Raw genomic sequence first — 20,308 nt, forward strand, 5'->3', positions numbered from 1 at the left:
CCTCTTTCGCCCCGAATCGCCAGTCGCAGCCCCGCTCGCAGCGGGGTGGCCGGACGGACAATGCGGACTGCGGCGGCACGTCAGGCCGTTCGGTCGCCGTCTTCAAACGGCCGATGATCGGAAGCCCAACTTTCCTCGGACGGTTCGAAGTGCCCTCCAACTCAATTCCCTTGCGCCGGCCGGTTGCCGCCTCCCTCGATGCGTACTACAAGAGAGCGTTGAAACTCCGGCAGCGCAAGAACGGCATGGCAGGCCGCGGGTTCACTCTCGCGGTCGGTCCACGGGTCGTAAAACCGCACGGTGCTCGTTCCGTTCCACTCCCCCACCGACGCCAAGTCCAACCTAGCATTCCGGATCACCTCCGGCGGGCGCTTTTCCGACAATTCCGTCCGCCAGGTGTTTTCTCGATCGCGGCACCAGAGGAGCGTCAGCCGGCGGCCTTTCAGTCCCAAGATCAGCAAACGATCGTCCGGAATCTCGAACGGCTCGAAGGCCTCGGCAATCGGATCGACGTTGCGGACGGCGCGGCGGAAGCGGCCGAATTGCCACCACAAATCGTTGCGATCGACGTACACATCCCAATGCCAGATGTGCCCGGGTCCGGCCGCTCCGGCAAAAAATGGAGCAAACAGCACGTCGTGAAGGATGATGCCGTCTCGGTCCTGGGCATAGAGTTTGAAGGGGCCGGTGTGGGACGGTTCGACGGCCCCGCTCTCCGCCAAAAGGACCGGCTTTTCGACCCCATAGGAGCGGAGCTCGCGGACGGCTTCGGCTGCCAACACGGCCGCGGGACCGTGGCACACCTCCCACGCGGCTCCGAGATCCAAATAGCGATGGACTTGCAGCACATCATTGCCCGGCAAGAGACAAAGACGGCGATATCTTTCGCGCTTATTCTCGTGATCGAAGCTCCCCAGACTCTGCATGGCCAAGTTTCTTGGAAACAGCCGATGCAACTCGGGCAGCATCTCCGCCGACCACGGTTCCCAGACATCGACCCGAACGGCGTCCATTTCGTTCCACAATTCCCAGCCGAAAACGATGGGATCATCGCCGTAGCGGTCGGCGTACCACGCCAATTTCCGTTGGTAGGCCCGACGTCCCGCTTCTCCGCGAAAGAAGTCGGCGGTATCGACGGCCGGACCGCCGTTCGCTTGCAAATGCATGGGCTTGGCCGCCCAGGCTTGCGTACCCTCGCCCAGATGCCGAAAGTGCTCCGTACACAGTTTCAGACGAATGCCGTGTTTCCGCGCTAGGGCGAACAAGGCGTCAATCCGCCGAGCTCGTTCCTCGTCGAACTCGCCGCTGCGACGATGCTCCACGTCGAAAAACGGATTGCTCAACCAGATGCGAGCGAAGTTGCCGCCCTCGACGGAGAGCTTGGCAAACCACCTCTCCAGCCCCGGCAAGCCGTCGGCCGGAGCACCGCACAGATTCAGGCCGATCGGGATGTAAGGGCTTCCGTCGGTCAATTCGAAATAGCGACTGTTGCGCGGGCTGACCCGAACGTAGTCGCGCACGGCGTCGTCGGCCGCTTCCGCAGCGGGATTCCTTGCCGCGCAAACCGCGAGTAACGCGAGTAATACGATCGGCAAGAGCGTGCCGGAGCGGGCTGCCTGGTGATTGATCGGCGCTTTCATTGCGTCATTCCTGTGTTTCCAATGCGGTCGGCGGAATCGGGATCCGTGGGGGCCGGAACCGGCGATAGGAGAAGGCCCCCGCCGACCCCGGACTGTACCGAACGTGATCATCATAATTGGCGGTTCCAAGACGCTTCAAGCGATTTCCCCGACCCCGTTCCGATTCGCGACGAGACGTATAATTACGGTATCGACGCCAGGGAGGACGGAACCCGATGTCCGATGGGGAAGCCCAACCAGAAGTGACGCCCGCCGCTCTCAAAGTACGGACTTTTCCGCACAAGCCGGGAGTCTATTTGATGAAGGACGAGGCCGGCCGGGTCATTTATGTGGGCAAGGCGAAGGACCTGCGCAATCGGGCGGGAAGTTATTTCCTCAAAGCCGCCGCCGTCGATCCCCGCACCGCGCAACTCGTCCGAGAAATCCGCGATATCGACTACTTGGAGGCGGAGAGCGAAGTCGATGCCGTCTTGATGGAAGCGCGGCTGATCAAGGACATCCAGCCGAAATTCAACCGCGAGTTGAAGGACGACAAGACCTTTCCCTATTTGGAAATCCACATCCGCGAGGATTTCCCCCGCGTCCTTTTCACTCGGGAACCGCAGGAACGAGGCACCAAGCTTTACGGTCCTTTCACCAGCCCCCGAGCTTTGCGGGGCGCGATTCAGGTTCTCCAAAAGATCTTCAAGTTTCGCACCTGTAACTTGGACATTGAGGAGAGCGATCCGCGGTGGCGGTGGTTTCGCCCGTGCCTGCTGGCATCCATCCATCAATGCACGGCGCCGTGCAACTTGCGGATCAGCAAGGAGGAATACCGCCGCTCGATTCGGCGGCTTCAACGGTTCCTGGAAGGGCATAAGCACGAGTTGCTGTGCGACATGCGGCGCGAGATGAAAGAGGCCGCCGCAGCCCTACGCTTCGAGGAAGCCGCCAAGCTGCGCGACGAGATCGAATACTTGGAAAAATTGGACGAACGCGGCAAGCTCGACGTGCATGTGCAGCCCGAGGTCTTTCACGTCGATCCCCGCAAGGGCTTGGCCGCCTTGCAGAAAGTTCTCAAGCTCCCCGAGCCTCCGCGTGTGATCGAGGGGATGGACATCGCCCACCTGGCCGGCAGCGAGACCGTGGCCGGCGTGGTGCAGTTCCTCGACGGTCTCCCCTTCAAGCCGGGCTACAAGAGATTCCGCATCCGCAGCGTGCCGGGCGTGGATGACTACGCCTCCATCCGCGAGGTCGTCCAGCGGCGTTTTCGGCGTCTGCAAGACGACGGCGAGGAGCCGTTGCCGGACGTGCTCTTGATCGACGGCGGCAAAGGGCAACTCCACGCCGCGACGGCGGTCCTGCAAGGGATGGAACGCCGCCCCGCCGCCGTTCTGGCCTTGGCCAAACGGGAAGAGGAAATCCACTTGCCCGACTCCGCTGAACCCTTGCGATTGAGTCGGCATTCGTTCGCCCTGCGGCTCTTGCAATACGTCCGCGACGAGGCCCATCGTTTCGCCCAACATTACCATCACCTGCTCCGCAAGCGGTCCACGCTGGGCGGCCCGGACCGTTGACACCGTTGACCGTATCCTTGGAGCGATCCGACGCCGAGGCTCGGCGAGGATGGCGGCGGCTTGGCAAGCCCCACCCTGGGTCCGTGAACCTCCCGGGAATTCTTGTTACACTAACGGATGGCGTCGGCGAGGGGGAAAGTGCCGGTTCGCACGCCGCGTGGGACGGGCCGCGATGGTGGCGTATCCGAACCACGATCCACGTAGCCGTCGTAACTGGAACGCCGTTGAAGACGCCTCGACGGCGGAGGTCACATTTCCGTTCAAGGGGAATGCGGGTTATGTCCAGGAATCGCACGTCACGTCGTCGTTTCTTGCAGGGTACCATCGCCTTGGGAGCCGCCGGGATGATTCTCTCGCCGCGGCGGCACTACGCGAAGGGCTTCGAATCCGCCAACGAACGGCCGGTTTTCGCGACGATCGGGCTTCGCAATCAAGGCTGGGAGATTACGCAGAAGACGTTCCGTTTCGCCGATTTCGCGGCCTTGGCCGACGTGGACGCCAAGGTGCTGGCCGAAAACGTGCAGAAGACGGAACAGCGGCAGGGCAAGAAGCCCGACGCCTACAAAGATTACCGCGAAGTGCTCGATCGCAAGGACATCGACGCGGTAATGATCGCCACCCCCGACCATTGGCATACCAAGATCGCGGTGGAAGCCATGTATGCGGGCAAGGACGTGTACTGCGAGAAGCCGTTGACCCTGACGATCGACGAAGGCAAGCTGATCGAGAAGGTCGTCCGGGAGACCGGCCGCGTCTTTCAGGTCGGCACCATGCAGCGGACCGAGTGCGATAAGCGATTCCTATTGGCGGTGGCCCTGGTCAAGCACGGTCGGATCGGAAAGGTAAAAAAGGTCACCTGCGGCATCAACGGCATGGAAAGCTCCCCGCCGATCCCCGAGGCCCCCGTCCCTGAAGGCCTGGACTGGGACTTCTGGCTCGGGCCCGCCGAGAAGGTGCCGTACCGGGCTTTGCCGGAGATGCGTACCGGCTACGGCGGCGGAGTCCCCCTCTACAGCAATTGCCACTATTCGTTCCGCAATTGGCACGAGTATTCCGGCGGCAAGCTGACCGACTGGGGGGCCCATCACGTCGATATCGCCGTTTGGGCGATCGGCGCGAGCGACACCGGCCCCAGCAAAGTCATCCCGCTCGACTACGCCTTGGCCTGCGAGTACAAGGACGGCTATCCCGTCGTCCACGACCGTTACAACGTGGCCACCCATTTCAATATTCGCGCTGAAATGCCGAACGACGTGGAACTGCTGATCACCAGCGAAGGCGACAACGGCATCCTCTTCGAGGGCAGCGAGGGCCGCTTCTTTGTGAACCGCGGTCGCATCAGCGGTAAGCCCGTGGAAGATCTCCAAGATAACCCCTTGCCGGAGGACGCCTTGGAGCAGCTTTACGGCGGACCGATCAGCGCGAACCATAGCGCCAATTTCATCGAGGCGATGCAATCCCGCAAGCAGCCCATCTCCGACGTGTGGTCGCACAATCGCATGTTGGAAATCTGCCACCTGGCCAACATCGCGATGCGTCTGGGCCGCGGGCTTCGCTGGGACCCTGTCCAACGCGAGATCGTGGGCGATGCCCAGGCCAATGCGTTCCTGGCGCGCGAGAGTCGCAAGGGATTCGAAATCAAGATTTGAACCCCGGACAAATCAATCCGACGGCGGCCGGGACCTCCTGACGGTTCCTTCGGCCTCGTCGGCGCCGGCTTGTAGTCGGCTACTCGGAAATCGGCCGGTGAAGCAATTCGCCGGCCTTTTTTCGTACCCCCGATCGAAGACCGCGGGACTCATCCGAGCGACGGAGAAACGCGGAACTCGAGTGACGGCCGACCCAGCCGGCCGAGAAGAGACTCCGTCCGCCCGCGGCCCGATCGACGGCCGACCCTTACGGCGTAGCCGCCTGGGCCATGGCTCGGGTCTGCTGCTCGATCCGTTCAATCGCCTCGGCTTGCAGTCGGGCGATTTCGAGGGCTGTCCGGCGGTTTTCCTGAATCAAAGCATCCCGCCGCACCTTGCAACACCCCAAAGCCTCCTCCACGTCCTGAAAATATTGAGCCACGGCATCGCGCTCCGTCGTGGCGCGGTCGAGATCCTGCTTCAATTGGGCAATCTCGGCGTCCCGGGCCTGCTCTTCGCGCTGGGCGTCCGCCAATGAGGCCTTCAGCATCTCGAGATTTTTGTTCGCAGCCGCCAAGGCGTCGATCAAATCGGCGCGGCGATAGTGAAGATAGGATAGCGCCCACTCATAGTCGCGGAGTTTGCGTTCGAACAGCGGCGATTGGGGATTGGTCGGATCGCCGGGCTTTCCGTCGTTCACGTATTCGTTAACGACCGACGGCGGCAACATCCGCGCCAATTCCTCGGGATTGACGCCGGCGAAAATCTCGTGGTCGTCGGTGGGCAGCAATTCCGTGACGGTGAATCCCGCCTCCGCCGCCTGAGCGCCCTGGACCGCCTGTTGAATCCGTTGCATTTCTCGCGGCGTGATCATGGAAAGGGATTCCACGACGACCTGGGCCGGCTGATCGCCTTGCCGCGGGGCCACGGCAGCCACGCGAAACTTGCCCAAGTAGCGTCCCCCGTCCTGCGGCAACCGTTCATCGAAAAGATAGACTTGGGAATCGACGGGCAGCTCTTGTACGTCGGTCAAACCCGCCAGTCCCAGAGTCTCAAAGACCAGACTGACTTGAACGATGTCACTCCCCTCGGGCGTTTTATTGACGGCCATCTGCATCGGGCGGCAATTCAACCATACGCGGCCGCGCTGCGACACGTACTTGGCCAACTCCACTTTGACCTGCCGCAGGCCCCGGCGCGTGCCGTCGCCCTCACGCAGAACCGTTGCCTCGGCCTTGAGTTGCGCCAACTGACCTTCCAACTTCTTCGCAGCCTCGCGCCATGCCCGATGCGTCGCTAACGCCCGCATCCCGAAGTACCACATGGCGAGGGACGCAATCAGGATGAGGCAGACGAGGATTTTGTTCCAAATGCTCATTGCGGTCCCACCAACCAGCGACGGCCCCAATACCGGGACGGAAAGTTTTTCCAACTGCGATGAGGCGATCCCTGCCGAGCGGACCTCGCCGAACCGACGACGCGGCACCGCGAGCGATGACAAGCGGAGAATGGTGGGCCGAAGCCCATCGGGGCCGACCCGTGCCGTCGGAATCCCCATGCCACCCAGCCTTTAGCTCGATGGTATTTAGGGGCCTCCCCGCTGTCAAGCTTTAACCATTTCTCGCACGTCTTCCCATGTTACCAAGACTGCACCGCCACTGCCACCATTTTTATCGCTACCTCGGGACCATACCAAACAATCGTTTAAGTTTACCCAGACGAAATACCGAACCAATCTCAGCAAGATACGGTTGCCATCGGGCTGGAACTACCTATTGGGCAAACTGCAACGTGCCAACGGCCGTGTCTTTCACCTCGTTTCAAACGGATCAAGCTCATGGCTGAACTGCGGAGTCACCATGTTCGACGTTTTTCAACGCTGGGATTTGCACTCCTAGCATGTGTCACCGGCGCAACACTCGGATGTCACCGCACGGCTTACCGGCAAAAAGCGGACTCGGAGGTCGCGCAACTGATCGAGCGCGGCCAAGTCGACTCGCGATGGGATTTGCAAAAGACCGGAATCTATCCCCGTCGCGAATCCCGCATGTACGACCCTTTCTGCCCGGATGCCGAACCCATGCCGCCGGACGATCCCGTCTCGCATCAGCTCATGCACCGGGTGGACGGCAAGAAGGGCTGGCCGCACTGGCATGATAACGGGGACACATTCTACGTGGAAAACCCCTTCTGGAGGGCTTATCTGCCGCGGGACGAGCGCGGCGTGGTGGTGCTCGATCGTTCCAAGGCCGTCGAGCTGGCCCTGGTCCACTCCCGGGACTATCAACGGAATCTCGAGAACCTGTATTTGTCCGCGCTCAACGTGACGGCGGAGCGATTCCGGTTCGACGTCCAATTCTTCGGCGGCAATTCCACGTTTTTCACGGCCGACGGACCGGATCGTTCGCCCGCCGGCTCCATCAGCCGAATGAACGTGGATACCGACGCCCAAGCCCGAAAACTCACCGCCACCGGCGCGGAACTCCTGGTGGGCTTCGCCAACTCCCTGGTGTGGCAATTCTCCGGCTCGGATTCCTACGCCTCGGCCTCCATCCTCAATTTCTCGATCCTGCAACCGCTATTGCGGACGGGCGGGCGAGCCGTGGTCCTGGAGAGCCTGACTCAGGCAGAGCGAGCCCTGCTCGCGAACATCCGCCAAATGGCACGGTACCAAAAAGGGTTCTATCTGCAAGTCGTGACCGGAACCAGCCCGGGAGCCGGCCCTTCGGCGGGTAATCTGGCTATCGGGTCGCTGTCGCCGCAAGTCAGTGCGGGTCGCGGGGGGGTTCTCGGCCTGCTGCAAAGCCAGGTACAAATCCGCAACCAAGAGCAAAACGTGCTCGGCCTTCAAGGGGTGTACGAGTTGTTGCTGGCCGCCCACGAAGCCGACCGCATCGACCGCTTTCAAGTGGATTTGGCCCTGCAATCCCTGTTGAACGCGCAAAACCGGCTGATGAGTCTCCGCGCGGCCTACGAAACCCAATTGGACGCGTTCAAGGTCCAACTCGGCCTCCCACCCGAGGTCGCAATGGAAATCGACGATCCCCTCCTCCGTCGATTCGACCTCATCGACCCCGATCTATTGACCGCGCAGCGGGAGGCCAACGAACTCCTCCGCCAGTTGCGAGACCCGCAGACCCCCTTGCCCGCGGATTGGACCGATCGCCTGCGTTCGATCCAAGCTTCGATCCGACAGCAAGTGGACATCGTGAAAGCGGATTTGGAGCGACTTGCCGCGGCCGTGCCGCAAAGGGAGCAGAACATCCGCGAGTTGTACAGCGGCTCCGATTCGGTCCTGGAGGGCGGGGTTGAAGTCGAGAAGGCGATCCAAGAATTGCGTTCGCGATTCAACACCGTGGTGGAGAACTACCGCCTCTTGCTGGAAGGCTCGGTGCCGGGCGTCCGCGGAGAGGTTCGCGCCGAGCGCAAGCCGATGCGCGAAACGCTCCAACAGATGCAGGAGTTTCTCGATCATCCCGACGAAGTCTCTCAAAAACTGTTGACCGACTTGGAAGCCGCGACGGCCCAATTGCGGAGTGAGTCGGAGACGGCGGCCGCCGAAGTTCAGCGATTGGAAAAACAACTGGAGTCCGCGGAAGAAGCGGAGTTGCCCCTATTGGAACAGCAATACATCGACGCGAGAGTCCGAGCGCAAACCGCGGCCGATCGCCTCGCGGAAAAGGAAAAGGAGCTGGAGGCCGCCAAGTCCCAGCCTCGGCAAGTTCTGGCCTCCGACCTCTTGGAACCGCTCATCATCCAGCTTTCCGATCTGTCCCTGATTCAGGTCCGGGCGAGATTGGACCAAGTGGCGCTCACCCCGGTCACGCTGTCGCCGGAAGAGGCCCTGGAAATCGCCCGCCGAAATCGCTTGGACTGGATGAACGCACGAGCGGCCCTGGTCGATCAATGGCGCCAGATTCAAATCGCCGCCAATCGTCTTCGCAGCGATCTGGACCTGACCTTCAGCGGCGACATGCAGACCATCGGCGACAATCCATTCGGCTTTCACAGCACGACGGGAGAGCTGCGGGTAGGCCTTCGCTTCGACGCCCCGTTGACCCGGCTGGTGGAACGGAACCAATATCGCGCCGCGTTGATTTCGTACCAGCGTGCCCGGCGCGACTATTACGCCTTCGAGGATCAGATTTCGCAGAGCCTGCGAGAGACGCTGCGCAACATTCGGCTCAGCCAGAATACCTTCGAGTTGCGGCGATCGTCGGTCTTGGTGGCTATCGCCCAATCGGACGTCGCGGGTGAACGCTTGCGTGCCCCCCCGCAGCCAGGCGAAACGCCTCGCTTCGGTGCGACCACCGCGCGCGACGTCGTCCAAGCCCTGTCCGGCCTGCTGGACGCACAAAACGCGTTCCTCGCCGCCTGGGTCGAATACGAAGTGCAACGGATGTCGCTGGACTTCCAATTGGACACAATGCAATTGGATGATCGCGGCCTGTGGATCGATCCCGGGCCGATCCGCGGCGGTCCGTTCGTACCGGAGGAGAACCCCGGCGCGGCCCAACCCCAAGTCCCGCCCGCCGAGCTTCCGAACTTCCCCGTCACTTCGACGCCTCGCCCGGCGGAAGACACGACCGGCCGCCGGGCCGCGGCGACCGCCGCGGGGACGCAACCCTCGGGCGGAGAGGACGCAGCGATCGCAGCATCTCCCACCCTGCGGAAACTGGCGGATCGCATTCAGCAGGCGCGCAGCGGCGTGCCGGCGGCGCTGGCGGTGACGGCCGCACCGTCGCCCAACGCTCCGTCGGCCGCGCCGTCTGCCGCTCAGGCAGTCTCGAATTCCTCGATCATCCCCGTGAGCGGCCGAACGGAGGTTTCCGGCGGAGTCGCAACGGCACAGGCCGTGGAAAGCAAGGCCCCCAAGGATCCCTCGCGCCTTCCCGACGAGTTCCTTCCGCCGATCGAAATGCTGCTGGATGCCCAGGAGGCCCCGGGGGATTCGATATTCGCATCGCCTTGAGAGCGGAACACGCCCCGCGGGTACCAGGTCCCGCCCGGGGCACGTTGTGAAACAACCGAAGAGTGAAAAAAGTGAAAGGAGCGCCGGCGATGAAAGTCGGGCCGAGTTTGTGGCAAGTCCTGTTTCCCGATGCCAAGGATCGCGTCCACGGCTCTTCGGGGACGGCCAAGACGGCCGCCGCGGAGATGCCCTCGCTCCTCGATGCACCGGGTGCCGCGGGGGACTCCGATTCCCCATCACCGGCCTCTCTCTGGGGACTGCTCACCTCTCCCCCGGCCAAGCCCGCCGAGATTTTGGCACGCTACGATCTGACCGACATTACGCCGCGCGAATTCTCCCAAATGCTGGATGAACTGCATCAGGCCGGGCTGCTGACCGACCAGCAATTCCAGGAACTGAGCGAAATCCGCAATGACTTGGCTTCAGCCGACGTGTTGCCCCAGGAGAAGATCGACCTGCTCGATTTTTACCGCCGGCTTTTGGAGAAGGCCGAACGCCTGGGCACCGACGACACACCCGACGAAACGGCCGGGCAGGTCGCCGATTGGCGACGGCGATTGGCCTGGCTGGAAAAGCTGGCCTCGGCACAAAGCGAAATCGTCGCCGCGAAGACGGATTCCGACGGCGTCCTTGCCGTAGACGCCTGGGTCTGAGCCGTCTTGCAAAGCGCCGAACCACTCAGGAGGGCCGGCGCCCCAACCGACTATTCCCCTATTCCCCCCGCGGTTCCCGTTTTCTTCAACACACCCGCCGGCGACCGACGGGGACTTCCGCCCGCGCGCCGAGGCTGCAAGACGGTTTACCCAGCTCTTTGCTCTTTGCCGGAGGGCTTTGAAAAGTCCCCCCATCCGGGAAGGCGGGTGATAACGCTTCGCCCTTTCGACTGGTTTGCGGCTCCGCCCAGGCTGCGATACAATACGAGCCGTGATCGCCTCCGGGGCAAGCACGGGCAATTGTGCCGGCCCATCGGGTTCAAGGAAGCGGTCGCGCTTGTCTTGAGCGTTACAAACACCGACGCGGGGAAGTCGATCATGGAAGTGCTGAAACTCGATGGCGCGCAACGGATGGAATGGGAACGCATCTTGCGACGCATTCTCGCCGCGGCTGCCGATTGCCAGGATTTCAACGAGCTGGTACGCCAGATGATCTCCTCTCTGCGCGAGGTCTTGCAGGCCGAGACGCTGAAAGTCGTGCGGCTTCGGGACGATCGCGCGGAAATCATCGCCTCCGTCGGAAATGGGGTGGAAGGCGACGAACGGACCGCGACCGAGCGACTTTTGACGTTGGACGCGGGAGAGCAATTGCGACTGCTCGCGCAGTTCCCCGGGTCCGACGCCGACGCCGCCAACGAGGAGTTGCTGGCGGAAGCGGCCGACACCCTCGGCGCCGCCTGGCGCATCATCACCCATCGTCGCCGGTTGCAAGAGGATGTGCGGCGAAAAGAGACGCTGCTGCAAATCACCAACCGGTGGTACCAGGCCCGGCAATTGCGGCCCCTGTTGATCGAGATTACGCGCGCTGTGGCGGAGTTCGTGGGCGCCGATCGCGCCACCATTTTTCTCTGGGACCGCGAAGCCAAGCAATTGGTGGGTCGACCGGCGCTGGGAGTCGATGACGAACTCCGTATTCCGGACGACCGCGGCATCGCCGGTCGCGTCCTCCGCGAGCAGCGGCCCATCCGCGTCGATCGCGATTCTCCCGCTCAGGCCTGGATCGATCAACAGGTCGGCGCCCATCTGGGCTACCGCACGGAGACCTTGTTGTGCGTGCCGCTGTCGGATCGGGCGGGCAAAACATTGGGAGTCTTCCAGGTCATCAACAAGCGCCACGGCGACTTTACGAAAGAGGACGAAGAGGCCCTTGCCCGATTCGCCGAGCAGGCCGCCGCCGCCCTGGAAAGCGTTCGCGACTACGAGGAGTTGCTCACGGCCCGGCGGCGCATCGTGGACCAAGCCGCGGAGGGTGTGCGGCTCATCGGCCATTCTCCGGCCGTTGCGGAACTTCGCAGCCTGATCGAAAAACTGGCGGCGACGGATCTGACGGTCCTGATCTTGGGAGAGCACGGGACGGGCAAGGAAGTCGCCGCCCACCTGATCCACTATCTCAGCGCGCGGCGCGAACAGCCCTTTGTGGCGGTCAATTGCGCGGCGATTCCCGAGGCCCTGGCGGAAAGCGAACTGTTCGGACACGAAAAGGGGGCTTTTACCGACGCGCGGCAGGCCAAGCCCGGCAAGTTCGAGGTCGCCGCGGGCGGAACCATCTTCCTCGATGAGATCGGCGAGCTAAGCCCGGCCGCCCAAGCCAAACTCTTGCGCGTTTTGGAGGAACGGACGATCACCCGGGTCGGCGGGACGCAGCCGATCCCCGTCCGCGCCCGACTCTTGGCCGCCACCAACCAAGACCTGGAGACCATGATCCGGGAAAAGCGATTCCGCGAGGACCTCTTTTTCCGCTTGAACGGAGTCACGCTGCGGATACCGCCGCTTCGCGAGCGAGGTGATGACATCCTCCTGTTGGCCGAGCACTTTCTGGCGGAGTTCGCCGCTCGGGCGGGGCGTCCTGTCCCCCGACTGACGCCCGCCGCCAAAGCCCGCTTGATGCAGCACCCCTGGCCCGGCAACATTCGCGAATTGCGCAATTTGATGGAGCGGGCGGCCTACCTCTGCTCGCAATCGCTCCTCAACGCCGATGATTTGGGGCTGGATCCCAAAGACGTCGCCGGGCCGCCTCGGATCGCTCCCCACCTCCCGCTATCCGAGGCCACGCGGCGATTTCAGTCCGAATACATCTTGCAAACCATCGCTTTTACCAACCGGAATCTGGCGCAAGCGGCACAAAGGCTGGGTTTGCACCGGGCCAATCTCTATCGCAAGATACGCCAGTTGGGCCTGAAAATCCCTCGCGACCAACCGAACGCCGAAACACCCGACCCCGACGCATCCGCTTCGGACGCGGCGAACGGCCAAACCTGAGACCATCGTCCGGGACGCGACCGGCACCCGGCGGCCGGGACGAACGACCGCTCCCCCAAGTGCGCAGAGGCCCTACCATGTCGCGATCATTTCTCACCTTGGTCGGCACTGCGGCGACCGGTCCCGTCCTGGCGGCGTGCCTGCTTGTCGCCGCCTTTTCCTCCGTCCATGCCCAGGAGAGCGTGCGGACGGCACCCGTCAACACAACGCCGGCAAGAGTTGACGGTCCCCGCATGGAAGCGATTCGCGTTTCTCCCGACGGCCGTGACTTCGTCTACGCACAAACGGGCCGACGCTTCATCGCCTGGGGATTCAACTACGACCATGACGCGGCCGGGCGATTGATCGAAGACTATTGGCGCGACGAATGGGACCGCGTGGTCCAAGACTTTCGCGAGATGAAGGACTTGGGCGCCAACACGGTCCGCATCCATTTGCAGGTCGCCCGATTCGTCAAGTCGCCCGACGAGATCGACTCCGCCGCTATTGCTCAACTGAAGCGGCTGGTGTGTCTGGCGGAAGAAACGCGGCTGTATCTCGATATCACGGGATTGGGCTGCTACCACAAGAGCGACGTTCCGGCCTGGTACGACGCTTTGAGCGAACAAGACCGCTGGACCGTCCAGGCGCGATTCTGGGAGGCGGTCGCGGAAGCCTCACACGACAGCCCGGCCGTCTTTTGCTACGACCTGATGAACGAACCCGTCCTGCCCGGAGAGGGACAAGTCGCAACCGAGTGGTTGCCGGGGGAATTCGGCGGCAAGCACTTCGTCCAGCGATTGACGCTCGATCCGGCGGGGAGAACGCGGGTCGAAATCGCCGAGGCCTGGGTCGCGCGGATGGTCGCGGCCATCCGAAAGCACGATCCCGAACGGCTCATTACCGTGGGCATCATCCCTTGGGCACTGGTGTTCCCCGGCTCCAAGCCGATCTTTTATTCGCCCGAGGCGGGCAAACACCTCGACTTCGTCAGCGTCCATTTCTATCCCGAGACCGGCAAGGTGGAGGATGCCCTCCGCGCCCTGGCCGTGTACGACGTGGGAAAGCCCGTGGTCGTGGAGGAGATGTTCCCCTTGCGATGTACGCTCGACGAACTGGACGCCTTCGTGGAAGGCTCACGGTCCGTCGCCGACGGCTGGATCGGCTTCTATTGGGGCGAAACCGTTCCGGAATTGAAGGAGCGTAGCGGCGATCTCACCGCAGCCGTCGTCCGCAATTGGTTGGAATACTTCTCGAAAAAGAGCGCAAGCATCCTCCCGGCCCCATGAGCAAGACGCTCCGCCGGGGAAGCGTACCGTTTCGCTTCGGCATCCCGAACGAGGCCTTGCCTTGAAGGGGAATCCGCCTGACTTCGCGCAGCTCGCGCTGTCTTGCCCGCAACTCGCGGCAATCATTTTCCGTCAATGTTTTCCTTGACGATGCGTGCCGGAACTCCCGTCACCTGCACGTGATCCGGCACGTCGTGGGTCACCACGGTCCCCGCTCCGATGACGCTATGCGCGCCGATTTTGAGGTGATCCAAGATCAAGGCCCCCATCCCGACGTAAGTTCCTTCCCCGATGCTACAGCAGCCGGCGACGTTCACCCGTGGTTGCAGCGTCACGAAATCCCCGATTCGGGTATGGTGGCCGACCATCGCGGCGCGATTCATCAAGACGTGGCGTCCGATTTCGGCGTGGGCTCCGACCAGGACGGCCGGAGCGGCAAGACAGCCTTCCCCAAGTCGGGCCTTTTTCGAGACTCGCGCCATGGGGTGGACGACGGTCGTAAAGCGGACGCCCCGCTCGGCGGCCTGTTCCACGAAGATCCGGCGATGCGTGGTTGCCAGCCCGGCGATTGCGTAGCAGCCCGGTGCACGGTCGGGCAATTCGTCGATCCAGAAGACGGGCCGGTCCTCCAGCGGCTGTTCACAATGGCTGCGGTCCATGTTTTCCACGAATCCCACCACGCGCACGCCGGGAATATCCTCCACCCAATCGCAAATCTCGACCGCCAGCGTCCGTGTTCCGAGGATCAGCAAGGGGACGGTCACGCCCGTGTCGTGGGCGGTGTCGAAGCGGCGAAGAGAACCCTCATGCGGCGCGACGCGCGGCGTCCCAGCCGGAAGCAATGACTCGCGTAACGTAGTCAATGTGTTCCTCCTTGAGCATCAAGTGCATGGGAAGGGATAGGACCTGCCTCCAAAACCGGTCGGCTTGCGGCAGCTCGCATTGCTCGAACATGGAGTAGGAATCGTTACGGCGGTAATGAACTCCCACATCCACCCCCGCTGCGCGGAGCTTCTCCACCAGCCCGTCTCGATCTTCCGCCAAAACCCAGAACAAATGATGGCTGCTCTGCCGGTCCGGCGCGTAGTCGGGCAGGCGGATGCCGGGGACGCTTCTCAGGGCTTCACGGTACATTTCCGCCAAGTGCCGACGATAGGCATTCTGTTGGTCCAGGTGCCGCAATTGCTCCAGTGCCACGGCTGCCGCAACGTCGTTCATGTGGTATTTGAAACCCAGCTCGGTGACGTCGTAGTCCCAGTGGTAGGCCCGCGGTTGCGAGCGATGGTAAGTGTCGCGGTCGATCCCCATCCATCGGAGCCGCTTCAGTCGTTCGTAGAGGTCGGGGCGACGGACCGTCAGCGCGCCGCCGTCCCCCACGGCCAGATTCTTGACGGCGTGGAATGAAAAGGCGTGCAAGTCGCCGTAGCTGCCGATGCGCCGACCGCGATAACTCGCCCCGCAGGCATGGGCACAGTCCTCGATGACGGCCAGACCATGCTTGGCGGCCAAGGCGTAAAAGGCCTCCAAATCGCAGGGATAACCGCCGAAATGGACCAACATGATCGCCTTGGTGCGTTCGCCGATGCGGGCGGACACCGAATGCACGTCCAGGTTTCCGGTACCCGGTTCCACGTCGGCAAAGACCGGCCGACACCGCTCGTACAAAATCGCGTGGTTCGTGGAGACGAACGTGATCGGCGTGGTAATCACCTCCGAGCCGGGCGGCAACGCCAGCACCCGCATCGCCAAGTGCAGAGCCGACGTGCAAGAGTTGAGCGCTACGCAGTACGGCGTTCCGACGTAATCCGCGAAGGCCTGTTCGAAGGCCGCCGTCTTCGGACCGAGTCCCAACCAGCCCGACCGCAAGACTTCCGTCACGGCGGCGACGGCCTCTTCACATACCACGGGACGAAACAAAGGAATGCGCATGAAACCAACTCCCCAGTCGGACCATGGAATGATCCCAGGAATGCTCGTTCTCCAGAAACCGGCGGGCCGCCGTGACGATCGCCGACCGCGCTGCGTCATCATGCAGGTAGTGCTCGACGGCATCCGGCAACTGCGAGACGGCGGCTTCCACGTAGTGCTCTCCCGGGCGGTAGGGGCTGGGATCGCGAATCGGCTCCGAAACGACCAATGCTCCGCAACCGACGGCCGTCAAAAAGCGGAAACCCGGCATATCCCAGGGAACGGTGTTGACGTTGAGCACGATTTTGGTGCGACTGAGAAGTCGTGTGCGCTGCAATCCGTAACAATTCCGATCCACCGCCGAAAACCGAATGCCGCGCCGCCTCAACTCCTTGCCGAGACCGTGCAGCAGCCGCACGCGTCGCGTGTGCCGCAGTGCCCCGAGAAACACCACGTCGTAATCGCGGGGACGGTCCAGGTCCCAGCCCTGCCCGCCGGCATCGTTGCCCATCGCGGGGTGAAATCCGAGCGGCAATTCCGTCACGGCGACCCCGCGGCGGCGAAGAAACTCCAGCCTTACCGGCACGGAAGCGGCACCTGATCGAGAGTGCCGCGCTGCACCTCGCGCCGAATGAAGCTCCAATACCGCGAAAGCCGAGCCACGGTCGCAGCGCCGGGTTCCACAAATTCTCGCCCGCACGGTCCCAGCCCGGCCAACCGCCGCAAGTCCCGACGATGTGCAAGTCCGATGCATTGTCTGCGGAAGGGAATCATCCCGCGGACGAAGCGTTGCAGAAACGCCGGACGATGGCAACCATCCCGGCGGGCGATTCGAAGGCCGAGCTTCTCCGCCTCGGGCGGCAAGTCCGGCGGAGGCAAGGGGTCGAGCTGCCATAGGAGAGTGGGTGGACGGTGTGTGCCCAGCCGTGCCGACGCGTCGGCGTAAGGTTCCAGCCCCTCCCCGTTACCAAGCCAAAGCAAGCCGTCCCAGGCCCGACGCAAAACGTCGGACGGCGCGATACGCTGAACCTTGAAACCCTTCGGCTCCAGACCCACCTGAATCAACCTGATCAATTCGTCCCACAGGGCGAACGGGGCCGCCGCAATGCCCAGAAGCAACCGGGTACCCCTGGGACCGAATACCCGAGGTCTCGCCTGAGTTGATTCCGGACTGGTGAAGGACATCCGAACCGCCGCGTCAAAAAATGGTAATCGATCTCGATTCGACCTCGAACAAACCGGTCGGCGGACATGCGGTTGCCGGCAGGGAAAGGAAAGCAATCTGGGACCGCACGACCAAGCCCCGGACCCCGCCCCTGACTTCACCCACGCATCCAGCGCGCTCCCATGCGGCCGGTTAAGAGGCCATGACTTGCCGCCCAATGGTGGGGCATTGTAGCGAGCTTTCCTAAAACTCGGAACGTCGATTGCTTACGTTTCGGGGCCATTTCCAAGTGCCGGCCGCGTCGTCGTTCGGACCGCTTGTTCACACGGCCCGATTTGCCATCAGCCGACCCTCACCAACGGCGGCGGGTGGATCGCTGCCAATTTGGCAGTTTTGCCTCCGCGGCACCGTCGCCTTTGGCACGCCGAGCGCCAACGAGTCGCCGGTCCGCGTAAGCGAAACAGAGATGCAAAGGCTTAAAGCATCGATATTTGTGGAGATTTCAGATTAAGGGCATGGCATTTGCAAATCGTGGAGGCTCAAACCCGTCCTCTGCGTCGGGCGTGGGGGTTTTTAGAACGGCAGGGCGTCGCGACCGGCGCCGGTTCCGCTCCTCACTATTGGATTTTGACGTCGCGGCAGTTCGGGCACTTCGGACGATATCCATTCGCCGGGTGCTCAACGGCCGACTTGGTGACACGGTTCGGATACGTTTTTTGAGCCTTTGGAGGGTATGAAACTCATGGCGAAAAAGAAGGCGGAAGGCAAACAGGACGCTGTCCTTCAGTTGCAGCCCTTGGCGGACCGCGTGGTGATCGAACGCGAGGAATCGGAGGAGACGACGCCGGGCGGTATCGTCCTGCCCGATACCGCGAAGAAGCGCCCGGCCCGGGGTACCGTGGTCAGTGTCGGACAAGGGCGGCTCTTGGATGACGGCACGCGAGCCGCCATGCAAGTCAAGGTCGGCGATCGCGTGATCTTCAGTTCGTATGCCGGCGATGACTTCAAGATCGGCGATCGGGAGCTGGTCCTTCTTCGAGAAGAAGACATCTTGGCCGTCGTGGAATGATCGAGCGGGGGCGGGTCGTCCCGCGATCTCGCCCCTTGATGGGAACAAGAACTCCGGCGGAAGAAACTTCATAGCGGTGACATCCGTCGAGGATTTGGCACGAGCATAAGGAGTACACGATCCATGGCAAAGATGATTGCATTCGATCAAGAGGCTCGCGACGCCCTGCGTCGCGGCGTGCACAAGTTGGCGCAAGCCGTGAAGGTCACGCTGGGGCCGCGCGGTCGCAACGTGATCCTGCAAAAGAGCTTCGGTTCGCCCACCGTCACCAAGGACGGCGTTACGGTGGCCAAGGAAATCGATCTCGAGGATGTTTACGAGAACATGGGCGCCCGCATGGTCCGCGAGGTCGCGTCCAAGACCAGCGACGTGGCGGGCGACGGCACGACCACCGCGACCGTGTTGGCCGAGGCCATCTTCACGGAAGGGCTGAAGGCGGTCGTCTCCGGCATCAATCCGATCGCACTCAAGCAGGGCGTGGACAAGGCGGTCGATGATATCGTCGCCAAACTCAAGTCCATGTCCATCCCCATTAAGACCAGCAAGGAAATGGCGCAAGTGGCCGCCATCGCCGCCAACAACGACATGACCATCGGCGAGCTTCTGGCTCAAGCCATGGACAAGGTCGGCAAGGACGGCGTGATTACGGTCGACGAGAGCAAGAGCCTGGAGACGCAGGTCGAATTCGTGGAAGGCATGCAATTCGACCGCGGCTATCTCTCGCCCTATTTCGTCACTGATCCCCAACGGATGGAGTGCGTCCTCGAGGACTGCTACATCCTCATTCACGAGAAGAAGATCTCCAACGTCAAGGAGCTGGTGCCGCTGCTCGAGGCCGTGGTCAATGCCGGCAAGCCGCTGCTGATCGTGGCGGAGGAAGTCGACGGAGAAGCCTTGGCGACGCTGGTCGTCAACCGTCTCCGCGGCACGCTGCGCGTCTGCGCGGTCAAGGCCCCCGGCTACGGCGATCGCCGCAAGGCCATGTTGGAGGATATCGCGATCTTGACCGGCGGTACCGCCTTGTTCGAGAGTTTGGGCCGCAAGCTGGAGCACGTCACTTTGGCGGAACTCGGCCGGGCCAAGAAAGTCGTCGTCGATAAGGACAACACGACGATCATCGAAGGCGCCGGCAAGAGCGAAGAGATCAAGGGCCGCATCGAGCAGATCCGTCGCGAAATCGAAAAGACCACCAGCGACTACGACCGCGAAAAGCTGGAAGAGCGGTTGGCGAAGCTGGCCGGCGGCGTGGCGAAATTGAACGTCGGCGCGGCGACGGAGGCCGAAATGAAGGAGAAGAAGGCCCGCGTCGAGGACGCCCTGCACGCCACCCGTGCAGCCGTCGAGGAAGGCATCCTCCCCGGCGGCGGCGTGGCCCTGCTGCGAGCGGCCGCCCAATGCAAGGGCGAAGGGCTCTCCACGGAGGAAAAGGTCGGTTACGACATCGTTTTGCGGGCTTGCCGCGCCCCGATTTCGCAGATTGCCGCCAACGCCGGCCAAGACGGCAGTATCGTCTGCGAAAAGGTCACGGAAATGAAGGGGAACATGGGCTACAACGCCTTGACCAACACCTATGAGGACTTGGTGAAGGCGGGCGTGATCGACCCCACCAAGGTCGTCCGCACGGCTCTGGAAAACGCGGCCAGCGTGGCCACGCTGATGCTCACCAGCGATGCGCTGGTTGCGGAAAAGCCTAAGAAGGAAGAGAAGACGCCTCCGCCCGGCCCCGGCGGCGACTTCTGATCCCCGAGCCGGGAATACTCCCGGTGACATTCAACCATTCCGACGGGACGCCCGATCTTCGGACGTCCCGTCCTTGCTTTTGCGTGAGCTCCGCACTATCCAAAGAATTGTCTCATCAACAGAATGGCCTAACTCCATCACGCGGCCACGTCAGGAGCATAGCTTCCCTCGCCGCTTGACTGCTTCGATCCCTGACTTTACAATATTGAGACTCAAGACCATCACGAACGCCGCAAGCTTATCTCGCGATAAAATTCTGGGAATCACGCAAACTGAGACTCGTGCTAAGCGTGTGGCTTCCAGCCTCCACGCTCGCTCTCGAGTTGCACCATTCCCTCACATGCCGAGATTCGCACCTGGGTAGTTGCGGCGGTTGCGATTATCATGTCG

At 62.4% G+C, this 20,308-nt stretch carries 14 protein-coding genes; 8 read left to right on the forward strand and 6 right to left on the reverse strand.

Annotated elements, in window-relative coordinates; translation table 11 throughout:
- Positions 1-161 precede the first annotated feature (161 nt).
- Complete coding sequence (locus ACZ5B4_RS09680) at positions 162-1,640, reverse strand: glycoside hydrolase 5 family protein (RefSeq protein ID WP_464911023.1); 1,479 nt, start codon at positions 1,638-1,640, stop codon at positions 162-164.
- 215 nt (positions 1,641-1,855) lie between these two features.
- On the opposite strand from ACZ5B4_RS09680, the gene ACZ5B4_RS09685 reads away from it, so the two are divergent.
- Both ACZ5B4_RS09685 and ACZ5B4_RS09690 read left to right on the forward strand, forming a co-directional pair.
- Positions 1,856-3,196: an excinuclease ABC subunit UvrC gene (locus tag ACZ5B4_RS09685; RefSeq protein WP_464911024.1), complete on the forward strand. Its 1,341-nt coding sequence runs from the start codon at positions 1,856-1,858 to the stop codon at positions 3,194-3,196.
- 278 nt (positions 3,197-3,474) lie between these two features.
- Entirely contained in the window at positions 3,475-4,845 is a 1,371-nt protein-coding gene (locus tag ACZ5B4_RS09690) for a Gfo/Idh/MocA family protein (protein WP_464911025.1), read from the forward strand.
- 247 nt (positions 4,846-5,092) lie between these two features.
- Here ACZ5B4_RS09690 and ACZ5B4_RS09695 read toward each other — a convergent pair whose 3' ends face one another.
- A complete protein-coding gene (locus ACZ5B4_RS09695; protein WP_464911026.1) occupies positions 5,093-6,202 on the reverse strand; it encodes a hypothetical protein in 1,110 nt (369 codons plus the stop codon).
- 459 nt (positions 6,203-6,661) lie between these two features.
- Between ACZ5B4_RS09695 and ACZ5B4_RS09700 the strand changes: the two genes are divergently transcribed.
- The 4 genes from ACZ5B4_RS09700 to ACZ5B4_RS09715 all read left to right on the forward strand — a co-directional run bounded on the left by ACZ5B4_RS09700 (position 6,662) and on the right by ACZ5B4_RS09715 (position 14,036).
- Positions 6,662-9,796 carry a TolC family protein gene (locus tag ACZ5B4_RS09700; protein ID WP_464911027.1) on the forward strand — a complete coding sequence of 1,045 codons (3,135 nt, stop codon included), beginning with the start codon at positions 6,662-6,664 and terminating at the stop codon, positions 9,794-9,796.
- Positions 9,797-9,885: 89 nt separating this feature from the next.
- Complete coding sequence (locus ACZ5B4_RS09705) at positions 9,886-10,449, forward strand: hypothetical protein (RefSeq protein WP_464911028.1); 564 nt, start codon at positions 9,886-9,888, stop codon at positions 10,447-10,449.
- A gap of 378 nt (positions 10,450-10,827) precedes the next feature.
- Positions 10,828-12,768 (forward strand): sigma-54-dependent Fis family transcriptional regulator, encoded by a 1,941-nt coding sequence (locus tag ACZ5B4_RS09710; RefSeq protein ID WP_464911029.1) that lies wholly within the window; start codon positions 10,828-10,830, stop codon positions 12,766-12,768.
- 77 nt (positions 12,769-12,845) lie between these two features.
- Entirely contained in the window at positions 12,846-14,036 is a 1,191-nt protein-coding gene (locus ACZ5B4_RS09715) for a glycoside hydrolase family 5 protein (RefSeq protein WP_464911030.1), read from the forward strand.
- A 122-nt stretch (positions 14,037-14,158) separates the two neighbouring features.
- Here ACZ5B4_RS09715 and ACZ5B4_RS09720 read toward each other — a convergent pair whose 3' ends face one another.
- Genes ACZ5B4_RS09720 through ACZ5B4_RS09735 form a run of 4 tightly spaced genes read right to left on the reverse strand, consistent with a single transcriptional unit; the run spans position 14,159 to position 17,063 of the window.
- A complete protein-coding gene (locus ACZ5B4_RS09720) occupies positions 14,159-14,899 on the reverse strand; it encodes an acetyltransferase (protein WP_464911031.1) in 741 nt (246 codons plus the stop codon).
- A complete protein-coding gene (locus tag ACZ5B4_RS09725) occupies positions 14,841-15,965 on the reverse strand; it encodes a DegT/DnrJ/EryC1/StrS family aminotransferase (RefSeq protein ID WP_464911032.1) in 1,125 nt (374 codons plus the stop codon). The genes ACZ5B4_RS09720 and ACZ5B4_RS09725 overlap by 59 nt, the downstream gene beginning before the upstream one ends.
- Positions 15,931-16,530 carry a glycosyltransferase family protein gene (locus ACZ5B4_RS09730; protein WP_464911033.1) on the reverse strand — a complete coding sequence of 200 codons (600 nt, stop codon included), beginning with the start codon at positions 16,528-16,530 and terminating at the stop codon, positions 15,931-15,933. Before ACZ5B4_RS09730 ends, ACZ5B4_RS09725 begins: the two co-directional genes overlap by 35 nt.
- Positions 16,521-17,063, reverse strand: coding sequence for a hypothetical protein (locus ACZ5B4_RS09735; protein WP_464911034.1), 543 nt, complete (start codon positions 17,061-17,063; stop codon positions 16,521-16,523). The genes ACZ5B4_RS09730 and ACZ5B4_RS09735 overlap by 10 nt, the downstream gene beginning before the upstream one ends.
- A gap of 788 nt (positions 17,064-17,851) precedes the next feature.
- Here ACZ5B4_RS09735 and ACZ5B4_RS09740 point away from each other — a divergent pair.
- Positions 17,852-18,178: a co-chaperone GroES gene (locus tag ACZ5B4_RS09740; protein ID WP_464911035.1), complete on the forward strand. Its 327-nt coding sequence runs from the start codon at positions 17,852-17,854 to the stop codon at positions 18,176-18,178.
- A gap of 123 nt (positions 18,179-18,301) precedes the next feature.
- The gene (gene groL / locus ACZ5B4_RS09745) at positions 18,302-19,918 is read left to right on the forward strand and encodes a chaperonin GroEL (protein WP_464911036.1); all 1,617 of its coding nucleotides are present in this window, start codon (positions 18,302-18,304) and stop codon (positions 19,916-19,918) included.
- Positions 19,919-20,308 lie beyond the last annotated feature (390 nt).

It is taken from the genome of Thermogutta hypogea (assembly GCF_055386265.1).